Annotated in this window: 15 protein-coding genes; 6 read left to right on the top strand and 9 right to left on the bottom strand. The window is 62.2% G+C overall.

The window, feature by feature from the left end:
• Positions 1-11 precede the first annotated feature (11 nt).
• The 4 genes from ACV22Z_RS24915 to dnaA form a co-directional block, all read right to left on the bottom strand.
• Positions 12-2,981: a sigma-70 family RNA polymerase sigma factor gene (locus ACV22Z_RS24915; protein WP_448078946.1), complete on the bottom strand. Its 2,970-nt coding sequence runs from the start codon at positions 2,979-2,981 to the stop codon at positions 12-14.
• Between the two features lie 490 nt (positions 2,982-3,471).
• Positions 3,472-5,946, bottom strand: coding sequence for a DNA topoisomerase (ATP-hydrolyzing) subunit B (gene gyrB, locus ACV22Z_RS24920; protein ID WP_448078947.1), 2,475 nt, complete (start codon positions 5,944-5,946; stop codon positions 3,472-3,474).
• A gap of 192 nt (positions 5,947-6,138) precedes the next feature.
• Positions 6,139-7,245: a DNA polymerase III subunit beta gene (gene dnaN / locus ACV22Z_RS24925; RefSeq protein ID WP_448078948.1), complete on the bottom strand. Its 1,107-nt coding sequence runs from the start codon at positions 7,243-7,245 to the stop codon at positions 6,139-6,141.
• 166 nt (positions 7,246-7,411) lie between these two features.
• Positions 7,412-8,992: a chromosomal replication initiator protein DnaA gene (gene dnaA / locus ACV22Z_RS24930; RefSeq protein ID WP_448078949.1), complete on the bottom strand. Its 1,581-nt coding sequence runs from the start codon at positions 8,990-8,992 to the stop codon at positions 7,412-7,414.
• Positions 8,993-9,410: 418 nt separating this feature from the next.
• Between dnaA and rpmH the strand changes: the two genes are divergently transcribed.
• The 4 genes from rpmH to yidC all read left to right on the top strand — a co-directional run bounded on the left by rpmH (position 9,411) and on the right by yidC (position 12,054).
• A complete protein-coding gene (gene rpmH / locus ACV22Z_RS24935) occupies positions 9,411-9,545 on the top strand; it encodes a 50S ribosomal protein L34 (protein ID WP_004198824.1) in 135 nt (44 codons plus the stop codon).
• A 15-nt stretch (positions 9,546-9,560) separates the two neighbouring features.
• On the top strand, positions 9,561-10,022 hold the full coding sequence (gene rnpA, locus ACV22Z_RS24940) for a ribonuclease P protein component (protein WP_448078950.1): 462 nt from the start codon (positions 9,561-9,563) through the stop codon (positions 10,020-10,022).
• Positions 10,023-10,099: 77 nt separating this feature from the next.
• Complete coding sequence (gene yidD, locus ACV22Z_RS24945; protein ID WP_010093045.1) at positions 10,100-10,366, top strand: membrane protein insertion efficiency factor YidD; 267 nt, start codon at positions 10,100-10,102, stop codon at positions 10,364-10,366.
• Between the two features lie 8 nt (positions 10,367-10,374).
• Positions 10,375-12,054 carry a membrane protein insertase YidC gene (gene yidC, locus ACV22Z_RS24950; RefSeq protein WP_448078951.1) on the top strand — a complete coding sequence of 560 codons (1,680 nt, stop codon included), beginning with the start codon at positions 10,375-10,377 and terminating at the stop codon, positions 12,052-12,054.
• 157 nt (positions 12,055-12,211) lie between these two features.
• Here yidC and ACV22Z_RS24955 read toward each other — a convergent pair whose 3' ends face one another.
• Positions 12,212-12,634, bottom strand: coding sequence for a transcriptional regulator (locus ACV22Z_RS24955; protein ID WP_448078952.1), 423 nt, complete (start codon positions 12,632-12,634; stop codon positions 12,212-12,214).
• A gap of 407 nt (positions 12,635-13,041) precedes the next feature.
• Between ACV22Z_RS24955 and mnmE the strand changes: the two genes are divergently transcribed.
• Positions 13,042-14,436, top strand: coding sequence for a tRNA uridine-5-carboxymethylaminomethyl(34) synthesis GTPase MnmE (mnmE, locus tag ACV22Z_RS24960; RefSeq protein ID WP_448078953.1), 1,395 nt, complete (start codon positions 13,042-13,044; stop codon positions 14,434-14,436).
• A gap of 192 nt (positions 14,437-14,628) precedes the next feature.
• Here mnmE and ACV22Z_RS24965 read toward each other — a convergent pair whose 3' ends face one another.
• The 4 genes from ACV22Z_RS24965 to ACV22Z_RS24980 form a co-directional block, all read right to left on the bottom strand.
• Positions 14,629-14,751 (bottom strand): hypothetical protein, encoded by a 123-nt coding sequence (locus ACV22Z_RS24965; protein WP_448079107.1) that lies wholly within the window; start codon positions 14,749-14,751, stop codon positions 14,629-14,631.
• A 138-nt stretch (positions 14,752-14,889) separates the two neighbouring features.
• Positions 14,890-16,245 carry a sensor domain-containing diguanylate cyclase gene (locus tag ACV22Z_RS24970; RefSeq protein ID WP_448078954.1) on the bottom strand — a complete coding sequence of 452 codons (1,356 nt, stop codon included), beginning with the start codon at positions 16,243-16,245 and terminating at the stop codon, positions 14,890-14,892.
• 111 nt (positions 16,246-16,356) lie between these two features.
• Positions 16,357-16,605: a DUF2795 domain-containing protein gene (locus ACV22Z_RS24975; protein ID WP_448078955.1), complete on the bottom strand. Its 249-nt coding sequence runs from the start codon at positions 16,603-16,605 to the stop codon at positions 16,357-16,359.
• Between the two features lie 150 nt (positions 16,606-16,755).
• Positions 16,756-16,926, bottom strand: coding sequence for a hypothetical protein (locus ACV22Z_RS24980; RefSeq protein ID WP_042586622.1), 171 nt, complete (start codon positions 16,924-16,926; stop codon positions 16,756-16,758).
• Between the two features lie 153 nt (positions 16,927-17,079).
• On the opposite strand from ACV22Z_RS24980, the gene speG reads away from it, so the two are divergent.
• A complete protein-coding gene (gene speG, locus ACV22Z_RS24985; RefSeq protein ID WP_448078956.1) occupies positions 17,080-17,622 on the top strand; it encodes a spermidine N1-acetyltransferase in 543 nt (180 codons plus the stop codon).
• The last annotated feature ends 22 nt before the right edge of the window (positions 17,623-17,644 follow it).

A 17,644-nucleotide genomic window follows, 5' to 3' on the forward strand; every position in this document is an offset into this window, starting at 1 on the left:
TCGTATCGTGGTCATTGTCGATAGCCTTTTCCTGGTTGCCAGGTGTAGCCCATTCCAAGCAGATTCCGGATTAGCTTGCGGGCCTTGATGTTCTGTTGTTTGATCTCACCGAATACGAAGTTTGTGCCGGATCCGCTCGGATCCCGTAAAACTGATACGCCAAGCTCGTGAGCCAGATCGAGCAGTCTCTGCAGGGATTTAGGTATCGAATCGGTGGCTGAGTTGGATATTGGTACCGAGGTCGCGAAAGCTCGGCACGACGCATCGCTTCTCGTTTGTGCTTCGTATACGCTCGAAGATTCGCTTGAGTGACCTGATGTGGTGTTCGTTGGAGCAGCACTGTCTCCGGTTGGGATTTCCTCTTCGGCAGGTGCTATCTGACGTTGCTGTGGCGCTCGACCGACAGCTTTCGCGAGCGGGTCGTAGTAGGGAGCAGATAAAAGCTTGCGCATCGCCTTCGATTCAATCTGACGCACGCGTTCACGCGTTACTCCGAAAATCTCTCCGACCTGCTCTAAAGTTCGATGCTCGTTAACTCGAATACCGAAGCGCAAGCGAAGCACCTCGGCTTCATTCGGCTTCAGTTTTGCTAACAACTTGTCAACCAATTGTGCCTCTTCGGATGCTGCCAGACGGGCAAAGGGCTCATCGGCATCTTCGGATTCGAACCAGCCTTCCCGTTTTGCGTCGGTGATCGACAATGGGTCTGAAAGTGCGCGGGCAACCAGCTCGTACTTGTCGGGCGTCATGTGGAAGATGGCCGCTTTTCCGGCCAAAGAGATCGGTTTTCCGAGCATGCGCTCACGCGATTCGATTTCCCATTTACTGCGAGACACTTTTTCGTGGACATGTACCGGAAGTCGGATCGTCAAGGAAGTGTCGAATATCCCGCGACTGAGCTGCTGCTTGATCCACCACGTTGCCATTGTCGAGAATCGAAATCCTCGACGCCAATCAAAGCGATCAATTGCCTTGAGCAGGCCCAAGTTTCCTTCTTGGATGAGATCTTCTAACGCGAGCCCGGAATGCTGCCTGCGACGAGCTATGTCCATGACCAAGCGTACGTTGGCTTGCGCCATGTGGTTGCGAGAATGGATTAGTCGTGCGATGGAACTCCGATAGGCCGATGCCGAGGGATGACAGTCGCCCAGCGCTACTTTGTCCAAGCTGATAAGGAATGGTCGCCGCAATCGTAGCCGCCCGAGTTCAGACCGAACCACCGTGATCGTCTCTGCACGTAAAGACTCCGTAACCAGCTCCCGGATATTGGAAAAAACTTCAAATACGTCGTCGACAAACTGTGTCGCATCGTCGCCGCTCGTTAGCGTGTTATCTTCACCTTGGCCGATGTCAAAATCCGATTCGATATCGGCGTTTTCATCGCTATCGGCGCTTGAATCGGCGTCACGAGTATCGCTACCAGCCAAGCTCACGATGGTTGAAAGACTTGCGGTGCCGGCATTCGCTTTGTCGATCTCGCCGAGAAGATGGTTCAGGCCAAGAGGCCAACTTGCCAAGGCATCGAGGGCACAGGAAACAGCTTCGTCCATCTTTTGCGCAAGCTCAATTTCCTGTTCCGCCGTTAACAGAGAATGCTCGGTGATCGCGCGGTAGTACATGCGAAGCGGATCATTGCTGTCAGAGAGCAGTTCCTCGAAATGCAGGATGGCACCGTCGACCTCTGCTTCTTCGGCGGCGGTTTCTACGGGATCGACAAATATTTCAAAATTATTGCTCGGGACGTCCGATGAAAACTCGAGACGCTCATCAATGTCAGCACCAATGTCATCAAGGATAAATTCGAGCGCTGTCTCGACTCGCCGGCTATGATTTTCACCATTCTCCCGTTCGAATAATGCGTCCTCGATGGCTACTCGAGGTACGCTACCTTCACGCAGCGCTCGCAGCAGCAGTTTTCGTAATGCTTGACGAAGTTCATGGTCGCCGACCCGAGGTTGTGGACTTGCCAGCTCCGGTAAAAAGGCCTCGAATTCGTCCCAGCCGGCACTGTGGTCGATTGGGATATGGCTGTCGATGTGTCGCTGCCGTTCAGCCTCTGCCATGACCACCTTGAGATTTTCCTGAGGAGGCTCCGTCGTTACAACAGGTTCCCAATCTCCGAACATTAGTTCGATGGTTGGCTGGTGATCCTCGACCCGCGGATTCGACGCTTTGCTCGACTCGTCAGGGACCGCGCTACTGTTCACTTGTATGCCATCTGCCTGTTGGGACAATAGTAGCGACGTTGCGTCTGGTAGGCAGGTATTGAAGTCAGGCGAATCTGCAACGACTCCAGATTCTGACCCCGTGGACGGTGCCTCAATCTTGGGAAGTTCGTTGCCGTCGAAGAAGTTTTCGGCGGGCGTTACCTGTTCAACACGAAACTTTTTCGCAAAAGATGTGGGATGCGAGATCTCTATAGATCTCGAATCTGCGTTGCTCAGTTGCGAGTTGTCTTCAAAGTGGTTTGCAGCTGAACTTTCAGTGGTGTCGGTTTGGGCGTTGCCGATGTATTTGTGATGTGTGTGTGCGGGCGCCGAGTCAGTAGCCTTAGGTTCTGCATTCGAGTACGGCTTCAGGTCGTGACCAGTGGTCAGGTTCGGGGGGGGCGGCAGCTCGATGTCGTCCGCGGTTGTTGGGACCACTGCCGTCCAATTTTCCTTGGACGCCATGTGGTCGAGCGTCGCGGCTATGGTTTCAGCGGCGGCTGAAGCACCGGATTCTCTAGCGATTTCAAGAGCATTCCGACCGGCGTGGTCGGTTGCAAATACGTCGGCACCAGCGTTTATAAGCAGTGTGCAAATACCTGCCCGGTCGCGTGACGCGGCTATCATCAGCGGAGTGAGGCCTCTTTCGTCGCGACACTCAAGACTGTCGCCCCGACCGATGTGCAACTTCACGGCCGACTCAATGCCTGCCGATACGGCAATCTTGAACAGCCGTCCAATTGGCCGCACGGCATCCGGTGCGGGCTTGGTCATGGCCCACTCCGCTCTAAAGCGCACGCGCGTGGTCGAAGCGATTTTCCCCGCGAATTCCCTAGGCTTTGTTCGTTCATCGCTCTCTGACGATCTGGAATTATGCTTGCTGCAAGGGCCCGCTTCCGAAAGATCAGCTCGACGTCGGCATGTCGGCCACTTGCGAATCCAGACCCCAAATTCGGCATTGTAAGCGAAGCAAAAGAATTGCTCGTCGAAGTGCCTACCACGAGCGCCGTTCCTGACGGACGTTCGGCGACGCTATGATCTCTCGTATTGACTGCAACCGCAGGGACCCGAGTCGCTCGCGGATTTTCGATATATCACTTTAGCGGTATGAGATTAGAACGCCATATAAAAAAACCCTTGCGCCTCTGCCGAAGCTGCAAGGGTTGGGCTGTCTAAACTGCAAACCAGAGCCATGATCCGTGCTTACGAGTTAGGCGCCATTTTCCAATTTTTCAACCATCGTGAGTCATCGCATTCAGTTGAATCAAACATCAATATTCCCCGCCCGCAACGCATTCGACTCGATAAACGCTCTCCGCGGCTCGACCTCATCCCCCATTAGGGTAGTAAAGATCCCATCCGCAGCAATCGCATCCTCGATCTGCACACGCAGCAACCGCCGCACCGCCGGATCCATCGTCGTCTCCCACAGCTGCTCTGGGTTCATCTCGCCGAGGCCCTTATAGCGCTGCTTGGACACGTTGCGCTCGGCATCTGCAATCAGCCACTTCATAGCCCCCTTGAAGTCGCCCACAGCCATGCTGCGTTCCCCACGCTTGATGACCGCCCCGGCCTGAATGAGCCCCTTGAACGTATTCGCGGTCGTCACAAGCTGCTGATAATCCGCCGTGTGCTGGAACTCTTCATCGATGACAGAAACCCGCACATTCCCATGATGCGTACGCTCAACCCGCAGCGACCGAAGCTCCCGCACCGGGTCATAAGCGGCCACAACCCGCACGCCATTCTTGACCTGATCATCATGAAGCGCGGCATGCAGCGCCTTGGCCGAAGCCTCAGTGGCCTCTTCACTGGTGAGATCGATCACAACCCCATCCAGAATCGCCTCGAGCGCGGCCGGGTCATACAACCGGCTCAACCGCTCGATCACGCTCTGCGACATCAGATACGACCGCGCGAGCTCCCCAAGCGCATCCCCCGAAATCGGCGTCGCATTCTCACCAGGCACAAGCTCCGACCCTTGCAGCGCCAACCGCAGCATATGCGCGTTCAGCTCGACATCATCCTTCAGATACCGCTCGTCCTTCCCGGCCTTGACCTTGTAGAGAGGCGGCTGCGCGATATACACATACCCGCGCTCGATCATCTCCGGCATTTGCCGATAGAAGAACGTGAGCAGCAGCGTCCGGATGTGCGCACCGTCGACGTCCGCGTCGGTCATGATGATGATCCGGTGATACCGGAGCTTGTCGAGGTTGTAATCGTCCTTGCCGATGCCGCAGCCGAGCGCGGTCACGAGCGTAACGATCTGCTCGGAGGACAGAAGCTTGTCATACCGAGCCTTCTCGACGTTCAGCACCTTGCCGCGCAGCGGCAGAATCGCCTGGAACTTCCGATCGCGGCCTTGCTTGGCCGACCCACCTGCCGAGTCACCCTCGACGATGTAGATTTCCGACTTCGCCGGATCCTTCTCCTGGCAATCAGCGAGCTTGCCCGGCAGCCCGACGCCATCGAGCACGCCCTTGCGCCGCGTCATTTCCCGCGCCTTCCGCGCGGCATCGCGCGCACGCGCAGCTTCAACGATCTTCCCGCAGATGATCTTCGCGTCGTTCGGCGTTTCGAGCAGGAACTCTTCCAGCGCCTTCGCCACAACATCCTCAACCGGCGCACGCACTTCAGAAGAAACCAGCTTGTCCTTGGTCTGCGAGCTGAACTTCGGCTCCGGCACCTTCACGGACAGCACGCAGGAAAGCCCTTCGCGCATGTCATCGCCGCTCGTCTCGACCTTCGCCTTCTTCGCGATTTCGTTATCGGAGATGTACTTGTTGATGACGCGCGTCATCGCAGCCCGCAACCCGGTAAGGTGCGTCCCACCATCCCGCTGCGGAATATTGTTCGTGAAGCACAGCACGTTTTCGTTGTAGCTGTCGTTCCACTGCATCGCGACTTCCACGCCGACGCCATCCTTCTCGCCGATGATGTGGAAGATGGTCGGATGCAGATTGGTCTTCGTCTTGTTGATGTACTCGACGAAGCCCTTCACGCCACCCGCAAACGCAAAATCGTCTTCCTTGCCCGAGCGCAGATCGGTGAGCCGAATCCGCACGCCGTTATTGAGGAACGACAGCTCGCGCATGCGCTTCGCGAGAATGTCGTAGTGAAACTCGACGTTCCCGAAGATCGTCGGATCGGCCATGAAGTGCACTTCGGTGCCGCGGTTCTCGGTATCGCCGGTCACCAGCATCGGCGACACTTCCACACCGTCCACCATCTCGAGCACGCGATCCTGCGCGACGCCGCGATGGAACTCCATGAAACGCTTCTTGCCGTCGCGGCGCACGGTGAGGCGCAGCCAGCTCGACAGCGCATTCACGCACGACACACCCACGCCGTGCAGGCCGCCCGACACCTTGTAGCTGTTCTGATCGAACTTCCCGCCGGCGTGCAGCTCTGTCATCACGATCTCGGCGGCGCTGCGCTTCGGCTCGTGCTTGTCGTTCATCTTCACGTCGGTCGGAATCCCGCGCCCGTTGTCGGTCACGGAGATCGAGTTATCCGCATGAATCGTCACGTGGATGTCGTTGCAATACCCCGCAAGCGCTTCGTCGATCGAGTTATCGAGCACCTCGAACACGAGGTGATGCAGACCGGTGCCGTCCGACGTGTCGCCGATGTACATCCCGGGGCGCTTGCGCACCGCTTCCAGCCCTTCGAGGATCTGGATCGAGGATGCGCCGTAGCTGCTGTTATCGGGCTGCGTATTGTGCTGTTCACTCATGGATATCTTCCGGTTCTGCGAGGCCACTCAAGCGGCGGCGTGGTGCGTTTTCGCGAGAAAACGCCGGGCCGCTCCAGTTTTCCTGACCCATCCAGGGCGCCGGCCCGGCACCAAAAGGATGGGTTTTCGATTCGCCATAAAAACGCCAAAGGGGCTTGCCGCCCCCTGGTGTGTATCGTGATGTCGCGCGCGTCAGATGCGCATCGGCATCACGACATACTTGAACTCGTCGTTCTCGGGCACCGTGATCAGTGCGCTCGAGCTGGCGTCGCCGAGGCTCACCTGCACGGTGTCGACCTTCAGGTTCGCGAGCACGTCGAGCAGGTACGTGACGTTGAAGCCGATGTCGACGGTGTCGCCCTGGTAGGCGATTTCCAGTTCTTCCTGCGCCTCTTCCTGGTCGGCGTTGGTCGACATGATCTTCAGCTGGCCCGGCGCGATGATGCAGCGCACGCCCTTGAACTTGTCCGAGGTCAGGATTGCCGCGCGCTGCAGCGAACGCTGCAGTTCTTCACGGCCGATCTCGAACGTGTTCTTGTGCGCCTTCGGGATCACGCGCTGGAAGTCGGGGAACTTGCCCTCGACGAGCTTCGACACGAGCTCGACCTGGCCGAACGTGAACTTGGCCTGGGTCTGCGCGATGTCGATCGTGACGGTGTCGTCGATGTCCTCGAGCAGGCGCTGCAGTTCGAGGATGGTCTTGCGCGGAACGATCACTTCCTGGCGGCCGAACGTGCCGCCTTCGATCTTCATCGACGAGAACGCGAGGCGGTGGCCGTCGGTGGCCACTGCCATCAGCTGGTCGCCGTCGACGACGAGCAGCATGCCGTTCAGGTAGTAGCGGATGTCCTGCTGCGCCATCGCGAAGTGCACCATGCCGAGCAGCTGGCGGAACGACTTCTGCGGGACGGTGAGGCTCGCGCTGAAATCCTTCGCGTGCGCGACGGTCGGGAACTCGTCGGCCGCGAGCGTCTGCAGTGCGAAGCGGCTCTTGCCCGACTGAACGGTCAGGCGCTTGTCGGCGAGCGACAGCGTCACCTGGCCGTCAGGCATCGCGCGCAGGATGTCGAGCAGCTTGCGGGCGGCAACCGTGGTCGCGACGTGGTCGTTGCCGACACCGAAATCGGCGCGCGTCGTGATCTGCAGTTCCAGGTCGGTCGACAGGAACGAAACGTCCCCGCCGTTCTTGGTGATCAGCAGGTTGGCGAGGATCGGCAACGTGTGGCGGCGTTCGACGATGCCGCTGACCGTTTGCAGCGGCCTGAGGAGGGTGTCTCGTTCGGTCTTGACCAGTTGCATAGAGTTCCTTCGTTGAGATAACGGCCTGCAGCAGCCTCGCAACGCCCCGCCGGCCGGGCGCATGGCCCGCCCCCGCCGGAGCGGTCAAACCTATATTGTGCCTCAAAACCGAACCGCCCCCCTTAATTTGGGGCGGACGCCGAATTCTCAAGCGCGCTGCGCCGGATCACCCCTTCAGCGTCTGTTCCAGCACGTGCAGCTCGTGGTTGAGCTGCGCATCCTTGCTGCGCTCGTCGGCGATCTTGCGCACCGCGTGCAGCACGGTGGTGTGGTCGCGCCCGCCGAACAGCTCGCCGATTTCCGGCAGGCTCTTCTGCGTCAGCTCCTTCGCGAGGTACATCGCGATCTGCCGCGGCCGCGCGATGTTCGCCGGACGCTTCTTCGAATACATGTCGGCGACCTTGATGTTGTAGAAGTCGGCAACGGTCTTCTGGATGTTCTCGACCGAAATCTGCCGGTTCTGCACGGTCAGAAGGTCCTTCAGCGCTTCCTTGGTCAGCTCGATCGAGATCTCGCGGCCGTGGAACTTCGAATACGCGAGGATCTTGCGCAGTGCGCCTTCCAGTTCGCGCACGTTCGAGCGCAGGTGCTTCGCGACGAAGAACGCGACGTCCTCCGACAGGTTCACGTATTCCGACTGGGCCTTGCGCATCAGGATCGCGACCCGCATTTCCAGCTCGGGCGGCTCGATCGCGACGGTCAGGCCCGAATCGAAGCGCGAGATCAGGCGATCGTCGATCCCCGAAATCTCCTTCGGGTACGTATCGCTCGTGATGATCACCTGCGCCTTGTTCGCGACCAGCGCCTCGAACGCGTAGAAGAATTCCTCTTGCGTGCGCGACTTGCCGGAGAAGAACTGGATATCGTCGATCAGCAGCAGGTCGAGCGAGTGGTAATAGCGCTTGAAGTCGTCAAACGCCTTGCGCTGGTATGCCTTCACGACATCCGACACGTATTGTTCGGCGTGGATGTAGCGGATCCGCGCGCCCGGCTTGTCGAGCAGCAGCTGGTTGCCGATCGCGTGGATCAGGTGGGTCTTGCCGAGGCCGACACCGCCGTACAGGAACAGCGGGTTGTACGAGATGCCGGGGTTGTCCGCGACCTGGATCGCGGCGGCGCGCGCGAGCTGGTTCGCCTTACCCGTCACGAAGTTGTCGAACGTGAGCACCGGGTTCAGCTTCGAGCGCTCGTACATCGAATCGGCCTCGCCGGCGGCGGCCGGCGCGGCGCCGTTGCCGGGCCGCCACGTGCGGCGGCCCGCCGCGGCTTCATGCGCGGGCAGGCTCGGCAGGTCGATGTCGGCGTCGTCGGCGTGCAGATGCGCGGCGGCCTGCGCGCTCATCGGCATGTCAACCGGAGCGGAAGCAGCGGACGCGGCTGCGGCGACGTTCGCCGCAAAATTCGCCGCAATCGCGGCCACAGCGGCAGCGGGGCCACTGGCCGGGGCCAGCGGCGCGCGCGGGGCCGCCGGCGCAGCATGAGCCGCGCTGCGCATGCCGGCCTTCGGATCGAGGACGAACTGGACTTCGATCGGCGCGTGCCAGAAATCTCGGGCCAGATCGGAGATCCGGCCCGAGAACTGGCTCTTGACCCAATCCAGCTTGAAGCGGTTCGGCGCGGCGATGGACAGCGTGTTCGCCGCCGCATCGAAAGCCACCGGGGCCAAGGGTTTGATCCACGTCACGTACTGCTGGGGCGTCAGCTCGCGCTCCAGCAGTGCGGAACAGTGTTGCCAGAAATCGTTCATCAAGTAACTGTCGTTTTTTGCGTGCACTCGGGCTCGCCGTCGCCCTTGTCGCGGTTGCGCAACAAGGCCCGAAGCGGTCGTGCGAGCATGCTTCGGGCGCCTGCGTCACAGTGTCGGAGGGCAGGCGTGAGCCGAAGCGGCGTGCGGGATTCTTGGAGATAAGGCGAGATTCTACCCGCAAAAGCGGCCACAGCGGGAGTTATCCACAGGCCGGTGTTGTGGGTCGCGGGGCCGGATCACAGGGGCGCGGCGCGGCTGGAGGGTGCCTAAAGTATTGACCGCCCACAGAAAAACGGTTTAAATAGCGGGTTCCGCGAAAACCAATCCTGTATTTCCGGCGATTGCGTTCGCCCGAAGGCCTCCTGGTTAGGGCACGCGGTCCCCTGAATTTCGACATTCTCGAACAAGTGAGAGCATCATGAAACGTACTTACCAACCGTCCGTGACGCGCCGCAAGCGCACCCATGGCTTCCGTGTCCGCATGAAGACGGCAGGTGGCCGCAAGGTCATCAACGCTCGCCGCGCGAAGGGCCGCAAGCGCCTCGCCATCTAAGGCAGGTTGCGCGCTGTGTCCGCCGTCCGCAGTGCTGCGGAGGGGGCCGTCGAGCCGGGTGCGAATCCGTTGCAGACGAAGGCCGTCTTCCCGAAAGCTGCGCGACTTCTGAAAACGGATGAATTTTCATCCGTTTTTCGTTTGCGCCCGTGGCGGCGCTCCGCGCACTTCGTGATTTACGGCAAGCCGACGGGCCAGCCCGCACGGCTGGGGCTCGTCGTCGGCAAGAAGTACGCGCCGCGCGCAGTGACGCGCAACCTCGTGAAGCGGCTCGCACGCGATGCATTTCGCCTGCGCCGGGCCGAGTTCGCCGGTTACGACCTGCTGCTGCGCCAGCACACGCGCTTCGACAAGAAGGCGCTGCCGAGCGCGGCTTCGGCCCCGCTCGCGGCGTTGTGCGCGACCGAGATCCGCGAGCTGCTCGACCGGGCGGCGCGGGAGATCGCCCGTCGTGCGTCGAAGCCCGCGTCCGAGTGACGCACCCGCCCGCCGCGGCGGCGTTCGCGCCTGCGCGGCCGGCTTTGAAGCGGCGCTGAACTGACGCCGCCCCTGGTATGCAAACGGTATTGATCGCGTTGCTGCGTTTCTACAAGGTTGCCGTGAGTCCGCTGCTCGGCAACCGTTGCCGTTTTTATCCTTCCTGTTCGGATTACGCGCGCGAGGCAATCCAGTATCATGGCGCCGCGCGCGGCACGTATCTCGCCGCCAGGCGGCTGTGCCGATGCCACCCGTTTTCCGCGGGCGGCATCGACCTTGTCCCGCCGCCCAACTCCGAAACACGCGCCCGCGGCGACGCCGAAGCGCAGTCCCATCGACTCTGAGACAACGCATGGATATCAAACGCACCGTCCTATGGGTGATCTTCTTCATGTCAGCTGTCATGCTGTATGACAACTGGCAGCGCTCCCATGGACGCCCGTCGATGTTCTTCCCGAACACCACGCAGACGGCGCCCGTGGCAGCTGGCGGCGCATCCGGAGCCGGCGCGACCGGCGCCGGCACTGACACGGCTGCGGCCGGCGGCGTGCCCACCGCCGCAGCCGGCACGGCCCCCGCAACGACGGCACCGGCCGCGCAGGCGCAGCTCGTGAAGTTCTCGACCGATGTGTACGAAGGCGAGATCGACACGCGCGGCGGCACGCTCGCGAAGCTCGTGCTGAAGAAGGCCGGCGACGGCAAGAACGCCAACGAGGCAGCGGTCACGCTGTTCGACCAGTCGCCTTCGCACACGTACGTGGCGCGCACGGGCCTGTTCGGCGGCGATTACCCGAACCATAACGACGTGTTCACGCAGGTCGCAGGCCCGACGTCGCTCACGGGTGACGCGAACACGCTGAAGCTGTCGTTCGAATCGCCGGTCAAGGGCGGCGTGAAGGTCGTGAAGACCTACACGTTCACGCGCGGCAGCTACGTGATCGGCGTCGATACGAAGATCGACAACGTCGGCACGGCGCCGGTGTCGCCGACCGCCTACATGGAACTCGTGCGCGACAGCACGCCGGTCGAGACGCCGATGTTCTCGCACACGTTCCTTGGCCCGGCGGTGTTCAGCGACGCGAAGCATTTCCAGAAGATCAACTTCAGCGACATCGACAAGAAGAAGGCCGATTTCGTCGAATCCGCGGATAACGGCTGGGTCGCGATGGTCCAGCACTACTTCGCGTCGGCGTGGATTCCGAAGCAGGGCGTCGCGCGCAAGAACTACGCAGAGCAGGTTACGCCGGGGCTGTACCGCGTGGGCGTGCAGCAGCCGGTCGCCGCGATCGCGCCGGGCCAGTCGGCCGACGTGTCGGCGCGCCTGTTCGCCGGTCCGGAAGAAGAGCGGATGCTGGAAGGCATCGCGCCGGGCCTCGAGCTCGTGAAGGACTACGGCTGGGTGACGATCATCGCGAAGCCGCTGTTCTGGCTGCTCGAGAAGATCCACGGCGTCATCGGCAACTGGGGCTGGGCGATCGTGCTGCTGACGCTGCTGATCAAGGCCGTGTTCTTCCCGCTGTCGGCTGCGAGCTACAAGTCGATGGCGCGCATGAAGGAAATCACGCCGCGCATGCAGGCGCTGCGCGAACGCTTCAAGAGCGATCCGCAGAAGATGAACGCGGCGCTGATGGAGCTGTACAAGACGGAGAAGGTCAATCCGTTCGGCGGCTGCCTGCCGGTCGTGATCCAGATCCCGGTGTTCATCTCGCTGTACTGGGTGCTGCTCGCGTCGGTCGAAATGCGCGGCGCGCCGTGGATTCTGTGGATTACCGACCTGTCGCAACGCGATCCGTTCTTCATCCTGCCGGTGCTGATGGCCGTGTCGATGTTCGTGCAGACCCGCCTGAACCCGACGCCGCCGGATCCGGTCCAGGCGAAGATGATGATGTTCATGCCGATCGCGTTCTCGGTGATGTTCTTCTTCTTCCCGGCCGGCCTCGTGCTGTACTACGTCGTGAACAACGTGCTGTCGATCGCACAGCAGTACTACATCACGCGCAAGCTGGGCGGGGTCAAGAAGAAGCCTGCCTGACCGATGGCTGGCGCCGGGGCGGACGCTGTCCGCCCGCAGCGCCGGTCTTCGCGACGATGAAAAAAAGCCGCATGGCCTTCGGGCCCTGCGGCTTTTTTACTGGTGAAGCGGGATGGCGGCGCGCGGTGGTGCTGATCGTTGCTCGGCCGTCGAGTGCTCAGGATTTCGACGAATCGCCGTAGAACTGCTCGATCAGTTCCTGAACCAGATAGCGGTGATGCGGCGACAGCGCCTCGATCTTCGACGCGAGTTCGATCGTCTCCGGTGTCGGCGGATAACGCTCGTCGCGCGGCAGCGGTTGCGGCGTCGAACGCGCCGCGGCATTCGGCGGCGGGCCGTAGTGCAGCCAGTGGAGATCGACGCGAAGCCAGTCCGCGAGCGTGCGCAGCTTGTCCTGCGTCGGAATCGTGCGCCCCGTCAGCCACTTGTGCGCGGTCTGCGGCGACACCGGCTGCTCGCCGTGGTGGCGGAGATTGAAATGCAACGCAAGCTCCGTCGCGCCCGTGATTTTCTCGGGGCTGCGCAACAAGGCGAATTTCAGACGTTCGGTGAACGCCGCTTTTTCTTCGGGTGTCGGCATGGAGGGGATTGTGCAGTTCAGCCGACATCTCTCAGACAACCAATCGAGATAAACGTATCTTGATTGGATTGGTCCCAGGCTAATGCCAGGTTTGTCGCGAAGCGATAGGACAGCGCGTCGGTCGGTCCGGGCGGTCATACTTGTCCGAAGCGGATGCCGAGCGTCGCAGTCGATATGGGAATCATCTTATCGTGATCGGGATAAATTCGGACGAATCCGAATTCCGGCGCATGCGCGGTGGCGGGGGCGCCGCCACGCTACAATGCCGGCGTCCCGATGCCCGCGTTATTGTGCGGGTGTGTTGCGGCTCTGCGACGGGGCTGCCGCGAGTCTGCCGCGAGTCTGCCGCGGTGCTGCCGCGGTGCTGCCGAATAACTGCCTGAATCTTCCGACTTCTTCCGATTGCCATGCTTGCTACCGATTCCGATCCGATCGTCGCCATTGCCACCGCTGCCGGCCGGGGCGGGATCGGGGTCGTCCGCGTATCGTTCGGGCGCAGCGGCGAGGCGGCGGCGCTGCCGCTGATCGATGCGTTGTGCGGGCAGCGGCTCGCGCCGCGACATGCGAGCTACGTGCCGTTTCTCGACGAACACGATGCGCCGCTCGACCGCGGCATCGCGCTGTATTTCCCGGCGCCGCATTCGTACACGGGCGAATACGTGCTCGAACTGCAGGGCCACGGCGGGCCGATCGTGATGCAGCTTCTGCTGCAGCGCTGCCTCGACGCCGGGCGCGGCTTCGGGTTGCGGCTCGCGGAGCCGGGCGAGTTCACGCGGCGCGCGTTCCTGAACGACAAGCTCGATCTCGCGCAGGCCGAGGCAGTCGCCGACCTGATCGAGGCGAGCACCGAGGCGGCCGCGCGCTCGGCCGGACGTTCGCTCGACGGCGCGTTCTCGCGGCAGATCCACGTGCTCGTCGACGACGTGATCAACCTGCGGATGCTGGTCGAGGCGACGCTGGATTTTCCGGAAGAGGAAATCGACTTTCTCGAGGCGGCGGATGCGCGCGGCAAGCTCGCGCGGATTCGCGAGCAGCTCGCGCACGTGCTCGGCGATGCGCGGCAGGGCGCGCTGCTGCGCGAAGGGCTGTCGGTGGTGCTCGCGGGGCAGCCGAACGTCGGCAAGTCGTCGCTGCTGAACGCACTGGCGGGCGCGGAGCTCGCGATCGTCACGCCGATCGCCGGCACGACGCGCGACAAGGTCGCGCAGACGATCCAGGTCGAAGGGATTCCGCTGCACATCATCGATACGGCGGGCTTGCGTGAAACCGAGGACGAGGTGGAGCGGATCGGCATCGCGCGCACGTGGAGCGAGATCGAGCGCGCGGACGTCGTGCTGCATCTGCTCGATTCGCGCAACGGCATGACGGCTGACGATGAGGCGATCGCCGCGCGGTTTTCGACGGGCGTGCCGGTCGTGCGCGTGCTGAACAAGACGGATCTGACCGGCGTGCCGGCATCGGTCGCGCATCCGGCGGCGGAGGGGGATCTCACCGAAGTGCATCTGTCCGCGAAGCGCGGCGACGGGATCGATCTGCTGCGTGGTGAACTGTTGCGGATCGCGGGGTGGCAGGCCGGTGCGGAAGGCGTGTATCTGGCGCGCGAGCGGCATCTGATCGCATTGCGTGCGGCGCAGGAACATCTCGCGCAGGCGGCCGATCACGCGGAACAGCGTGCGCAGTCGCTCGATCTGTTCGCGGAAGAGCTGCGGCTCGCGCAGGAGCAGCTCAACTCGATTACCGGGGAGTTCACGTCGGACGATCTGCTGGGGGTGATTTTCAGCAGGTTCTGTATCGGGAAGTGAGAGGGCGGCGAGCGCTCATATCGTTCGCTTGACTCAACCGCTGACCGATATGCGACCCATTGCAACGGCGGTGTTCGACGACACTTGGTGGAGTCTCATCCAGATCGCTCAGTATCACTGAGCGATCCCGACCATTGCCTGCCTGCGGCAGCACGGTGACACCCACGTCGAACCGTGCCGCGCTCACCGTTCTCAATCCCAATCGCGATGATGATGGTGGTAATACCCGCCACCACCGTAGTAGCCGTCATACGGCGCGATGACACAGCCGCTCAACAACGCGGCCACGCCGGCAATCAACAACAGGGTTTTCATGGCGCTCACCTGCACAGGTTTTCAAGATGAGCCCAGCATATCGAGCGCCTTTGGCGGCGGCTGTAAGTAATCGTTTCTCAACACCGCATTGCGTAACGGCGCATTATTCCGGTCAAAACGCCCGATCAGATGGGCGCCTCACACCGTCGCAATCCGGTTGCGACCCGCATCCTTCGCACGATACAGCGCGGCATCCGCCGCTTCGATCAGCGCATCCGGCATCGACAATTCGTCGGGCGACACGGTCGCGCAGCCGACGCTGACGGACACCCGCCCGGACGGCGCAAGCGTCGACAGATTGAGCCGCAGCACCGCCTCGCGCGCTTCTTCCGCGACGAGCCGAGCGCCGCGCACGCCCGTATTCGGCAGCACGATCGCGAACTCTTCGCCGCCATAGCGCGCGACGAGATCCGCGGGCCTGCGCACGACGCCCGTCAGCGCGTTCGCGATCGCGATCAGGCACGCATCGCCCTTCACGTGGCCGAACGCATCGTTATAGGCCTTGAAGTGATCGACGTCGACCATCAGCAGCGACAGCGGCTCGCCTTGCCGCCGCGCCTGCAGGAACAGCAGATGGAAGTGATCGTTGAAATGGCTGCGGTTGTAGACGCCCGTCAGGCCGTCACGGGCAGACGAGCGGATCAGCGTCGCGTGCGCTTCGAAGAGGCGCTGATACAGCATCGTCACTTCCCACGCGAGCACGCAGACGAGCACGCCCGGCGTGAACATGCTGAACACGCGCGCAAGATACCAGCCGACCGTGAAGCGGTTCTTGCTCAGCAGGTTCAGCGTGGTGTCGGTGAGGCATGCGAGCACGGCGATCGCGAGCCACAGGTCGAGCGTCGTGCGCAGCCGCCCGGTGACGAGCACGGCGACGAGCGCGATCGCGTTGAGCGTCCAGACGACGAGCGCGATCGGGTTGACCGGGATCAACGCCGCCTCGCCGGGCGAACCGAACGCGGGCGGCAGGTGCACGTTCAGCGCGAACACGCACAGCAGCGCGGCGACGGCAGCCGGGCCGCCGACGAACGCGATCGTCCACCAGTGCGTGCGCTGCACGCTGATCGGCGAGCGGATCATGCGCTCGCGCGCAAAGAGGGCGAGCATCACGAAGCACGGGTAGCCGGCATGCCAGAAGATCCACATCCACGCGGCGCTTTGCGGCAGCGCACCGAACAGCCCATGCGGCGCGAAGATGCCGGGAAAGGTCAGCAACTGCAGCGAGACCGCGAGCGCGGTAAACGCATAGGCGCCGCCGAGCGCACCGAGCACCGGCTGGCGCGTGACGGTGAATTGTGCGCCGAGGAAGAACGCCGCGATGCTGGCAGTGCTGAACACGGTCAGCGCGCACATCGGCATGAACGGTTCGACCGAGGGCAGCGCAACGTTCGCTTGCGGTGCGGCGATGCCGAGCGCCAGCAGGATCACGAGCGCCGTCAGCGCGCCGAACCAGAGTTGCCGGCGTGTGGTGTGCTGGATCAGGATGCCTTCCATGAGGTCTCCGAGGCGCTTGCCCGAAAGCGCCCGGTCGAGATCCCGGGCGTCGCGCATCCCGGCCGCGGTGCGACCGGTGCGGCCTGATCCTATCGCGTTATCGGTGCGCGCTCAAATCCCGAGCCCGGGACCATAGTTGCCGGCGACCCAGCGCGTGACCGCGTCGATGTCCGCGTAGTCCTGTTCGGGCAGCCCGTCGAGCATCGTCAGCACTTCGTTGCTTGCACCCGCATCGCGCGCGGCGTCGACGATCGTGTCCTTGTTCGCGGGGTAGCGGACGGTGGCGAGCACGTCGGCGATCTGCAGGTCGATCGTTTCGTGCGGGATGTCGGGCTTCCGGGGGGAATGGGTGTTGTTCACGTCAGCGCCTCGCAATCGGATCGAAACGGGCCGCACGTCATAGCCGGGCGCGAGCGTGCCCGGCAAGGCCGTGGACGGTGGCGCGCGCCGGCCACGATTGCGCGCCACGGCCGGTGCGCAATCCTGCTGCATCCCGTCGGCGCAGGCCCTTCAATGCCCGCGCCGCACGCGGCGCCACGGATGCTTCCAGTCGATGTGCGGTGCATTCTCGTCGCGCGGATGCTGACGCCGGTGTTCCTGCCACAGTTCATCGGAAAACAGCACGGCCACGATCACGAGCGGCAGCACCAGAAAAACACCGAGTATCACTTGCTCGATCACGATTGCCTCCCAGACGGTGGCAGGAACCCTCTTCCCATTCTAGGCTCTCAACTTCACCCACGTTCATTTTCTTACCGTGCGTGCGAGGAGCCATCGGGACTGCGCCCGACAGGGTCGTCCCGCGCCCCGCCGCCCGACGCGAGAACCCTTACGATGCAACTACAAAACGACATGAACACGCTCGCACTGCGGCCGCTCGAGCGCCAGGATCTGCATTTCGTTCACGGGCTGAACAATGACGCGAAGATCATGCGCTACTGGTTCGAGGAGCCTTACGAAACCTTTGCCGAACTGTCGCAGCTGTATGACCGTCACGTGCACGACCAGCGCGAGCGCCGCTTCGTCGCGGTCGACGCGCAAGGCGAGCTGGTCGGCCTCGTCGAGCTGATCGAGCTCGACTACATCCACCGCCGCGGCGAATTCCAGATCATCATTGCGCCGCGATGCCAGGGGCGCGGCTATGCGGGACAGGCGACGCGGCTCGCGATCGAATACGCGTTCAAGGTGCTGAACATGCGCAAGCTGTACCTGATCGTCGATACGTCGAATGCAGCGGCAATCCACATCTATGAAAAATGCGGGTTCCAGCACGAAGCGGAATTGATCGAGGAATTCTTCGGCAACGGCGCGTATCACAACGCGTACCGGATGTGCCTGTTCCAGCGCGATTATTTCGAGCGCCAGCACTCGGCCTGACGCGTTGCGGTGCGCCATTCGA

The sequence above is a fragment of the Burkholderia sp. PU8-34 genome (assembly GCF_053427725.1).

Excerpts from the sequence above, each read along its gene's own strand:
- ACV22Z_RS24970 (WP_448078954.1), bottom strand. The coding sequence starts at position 16,245 with ATGGAAGGCATCCTGATCCAGCACACCACACGCCGGCAACTCTGGTTC.
- yidD (WP_010093045.1), top strand. The coding sequence starts at position 10,100 with ATGCAAACGGTATTGATCGCGTTGCTGCGTTTCTACAAGGTTGCCGTG.
- yidC (WP_448078951.1), top strand. The coding sequence starts at position 10,375 with ATGGATATCAAACGCACCGTCCTATGGGTGATCTTCTTCATGTCAGCT.
- ACV22Z_RS24915 (WP_448078946.1), bottom strand. The coding sequence starts at position 2,981 with ATGACCAAGCCCGCACCGGATGCCGTGCGGCCAATTGGACGGCTGTTC.
- dnaN (WP_448078948.1), bottom strand. The coding sequence starts at position 7,245 with ATGCAACTGGTCAAGACCGAACGAGACACCCTCCTCAGGCCGCTGCAA.
- ACV22Z_RS24955 (WP_448078952.1), bottom strand. The coding sequence starts at position 12,634 with ATGCCGACACCCGAAGAAAAAGCGGCGTTCACCGAACGTCTGAAATTC.
- gyrB (WP_448078947.1), bottom strand. The coding sequence starts at position 5,946 with ATGAGTGAACAGCACAATACGCAGCCCGATAACAGCAGCTACGGCGCA.
- mnmE (WP_448078953.1), top strand. The coding sequence starts at position 13,042 with ATGCTTGCTACCGATTCCGATCCGATCGTCGCCATTGCCACCGCTGCC.
- speG (WP_448078956.1), top strand. The coding sequence starts at position 17,080 with ATGCAACTACAAAACGACATGAACACGCTCGCACTGCGGCCGCTCGAG.
- ACV22Z_RS24965 (WP_448079107.1), bottom strand. The coding sequence starts at position 14,751 with ATGAAAACCCTGTTGTTGATTGCCGGCGTGGCCGCGTTGTTGAGCGGC.
- rpmH (WP_004198824.1), top strand. The coding sequence starts at position 9,411 with ATGAAACGTACTTACCAACCGTCCGTGACGCGCCGCAAGCGCACCCAT.
- dnaA (WP_448078949.1), bottom strand. The coding sequence starts at position 8,992 with ATGAACGATTTCTGGCAACACTGTTCCGCACTGCTGGAGCGCGAGCTG.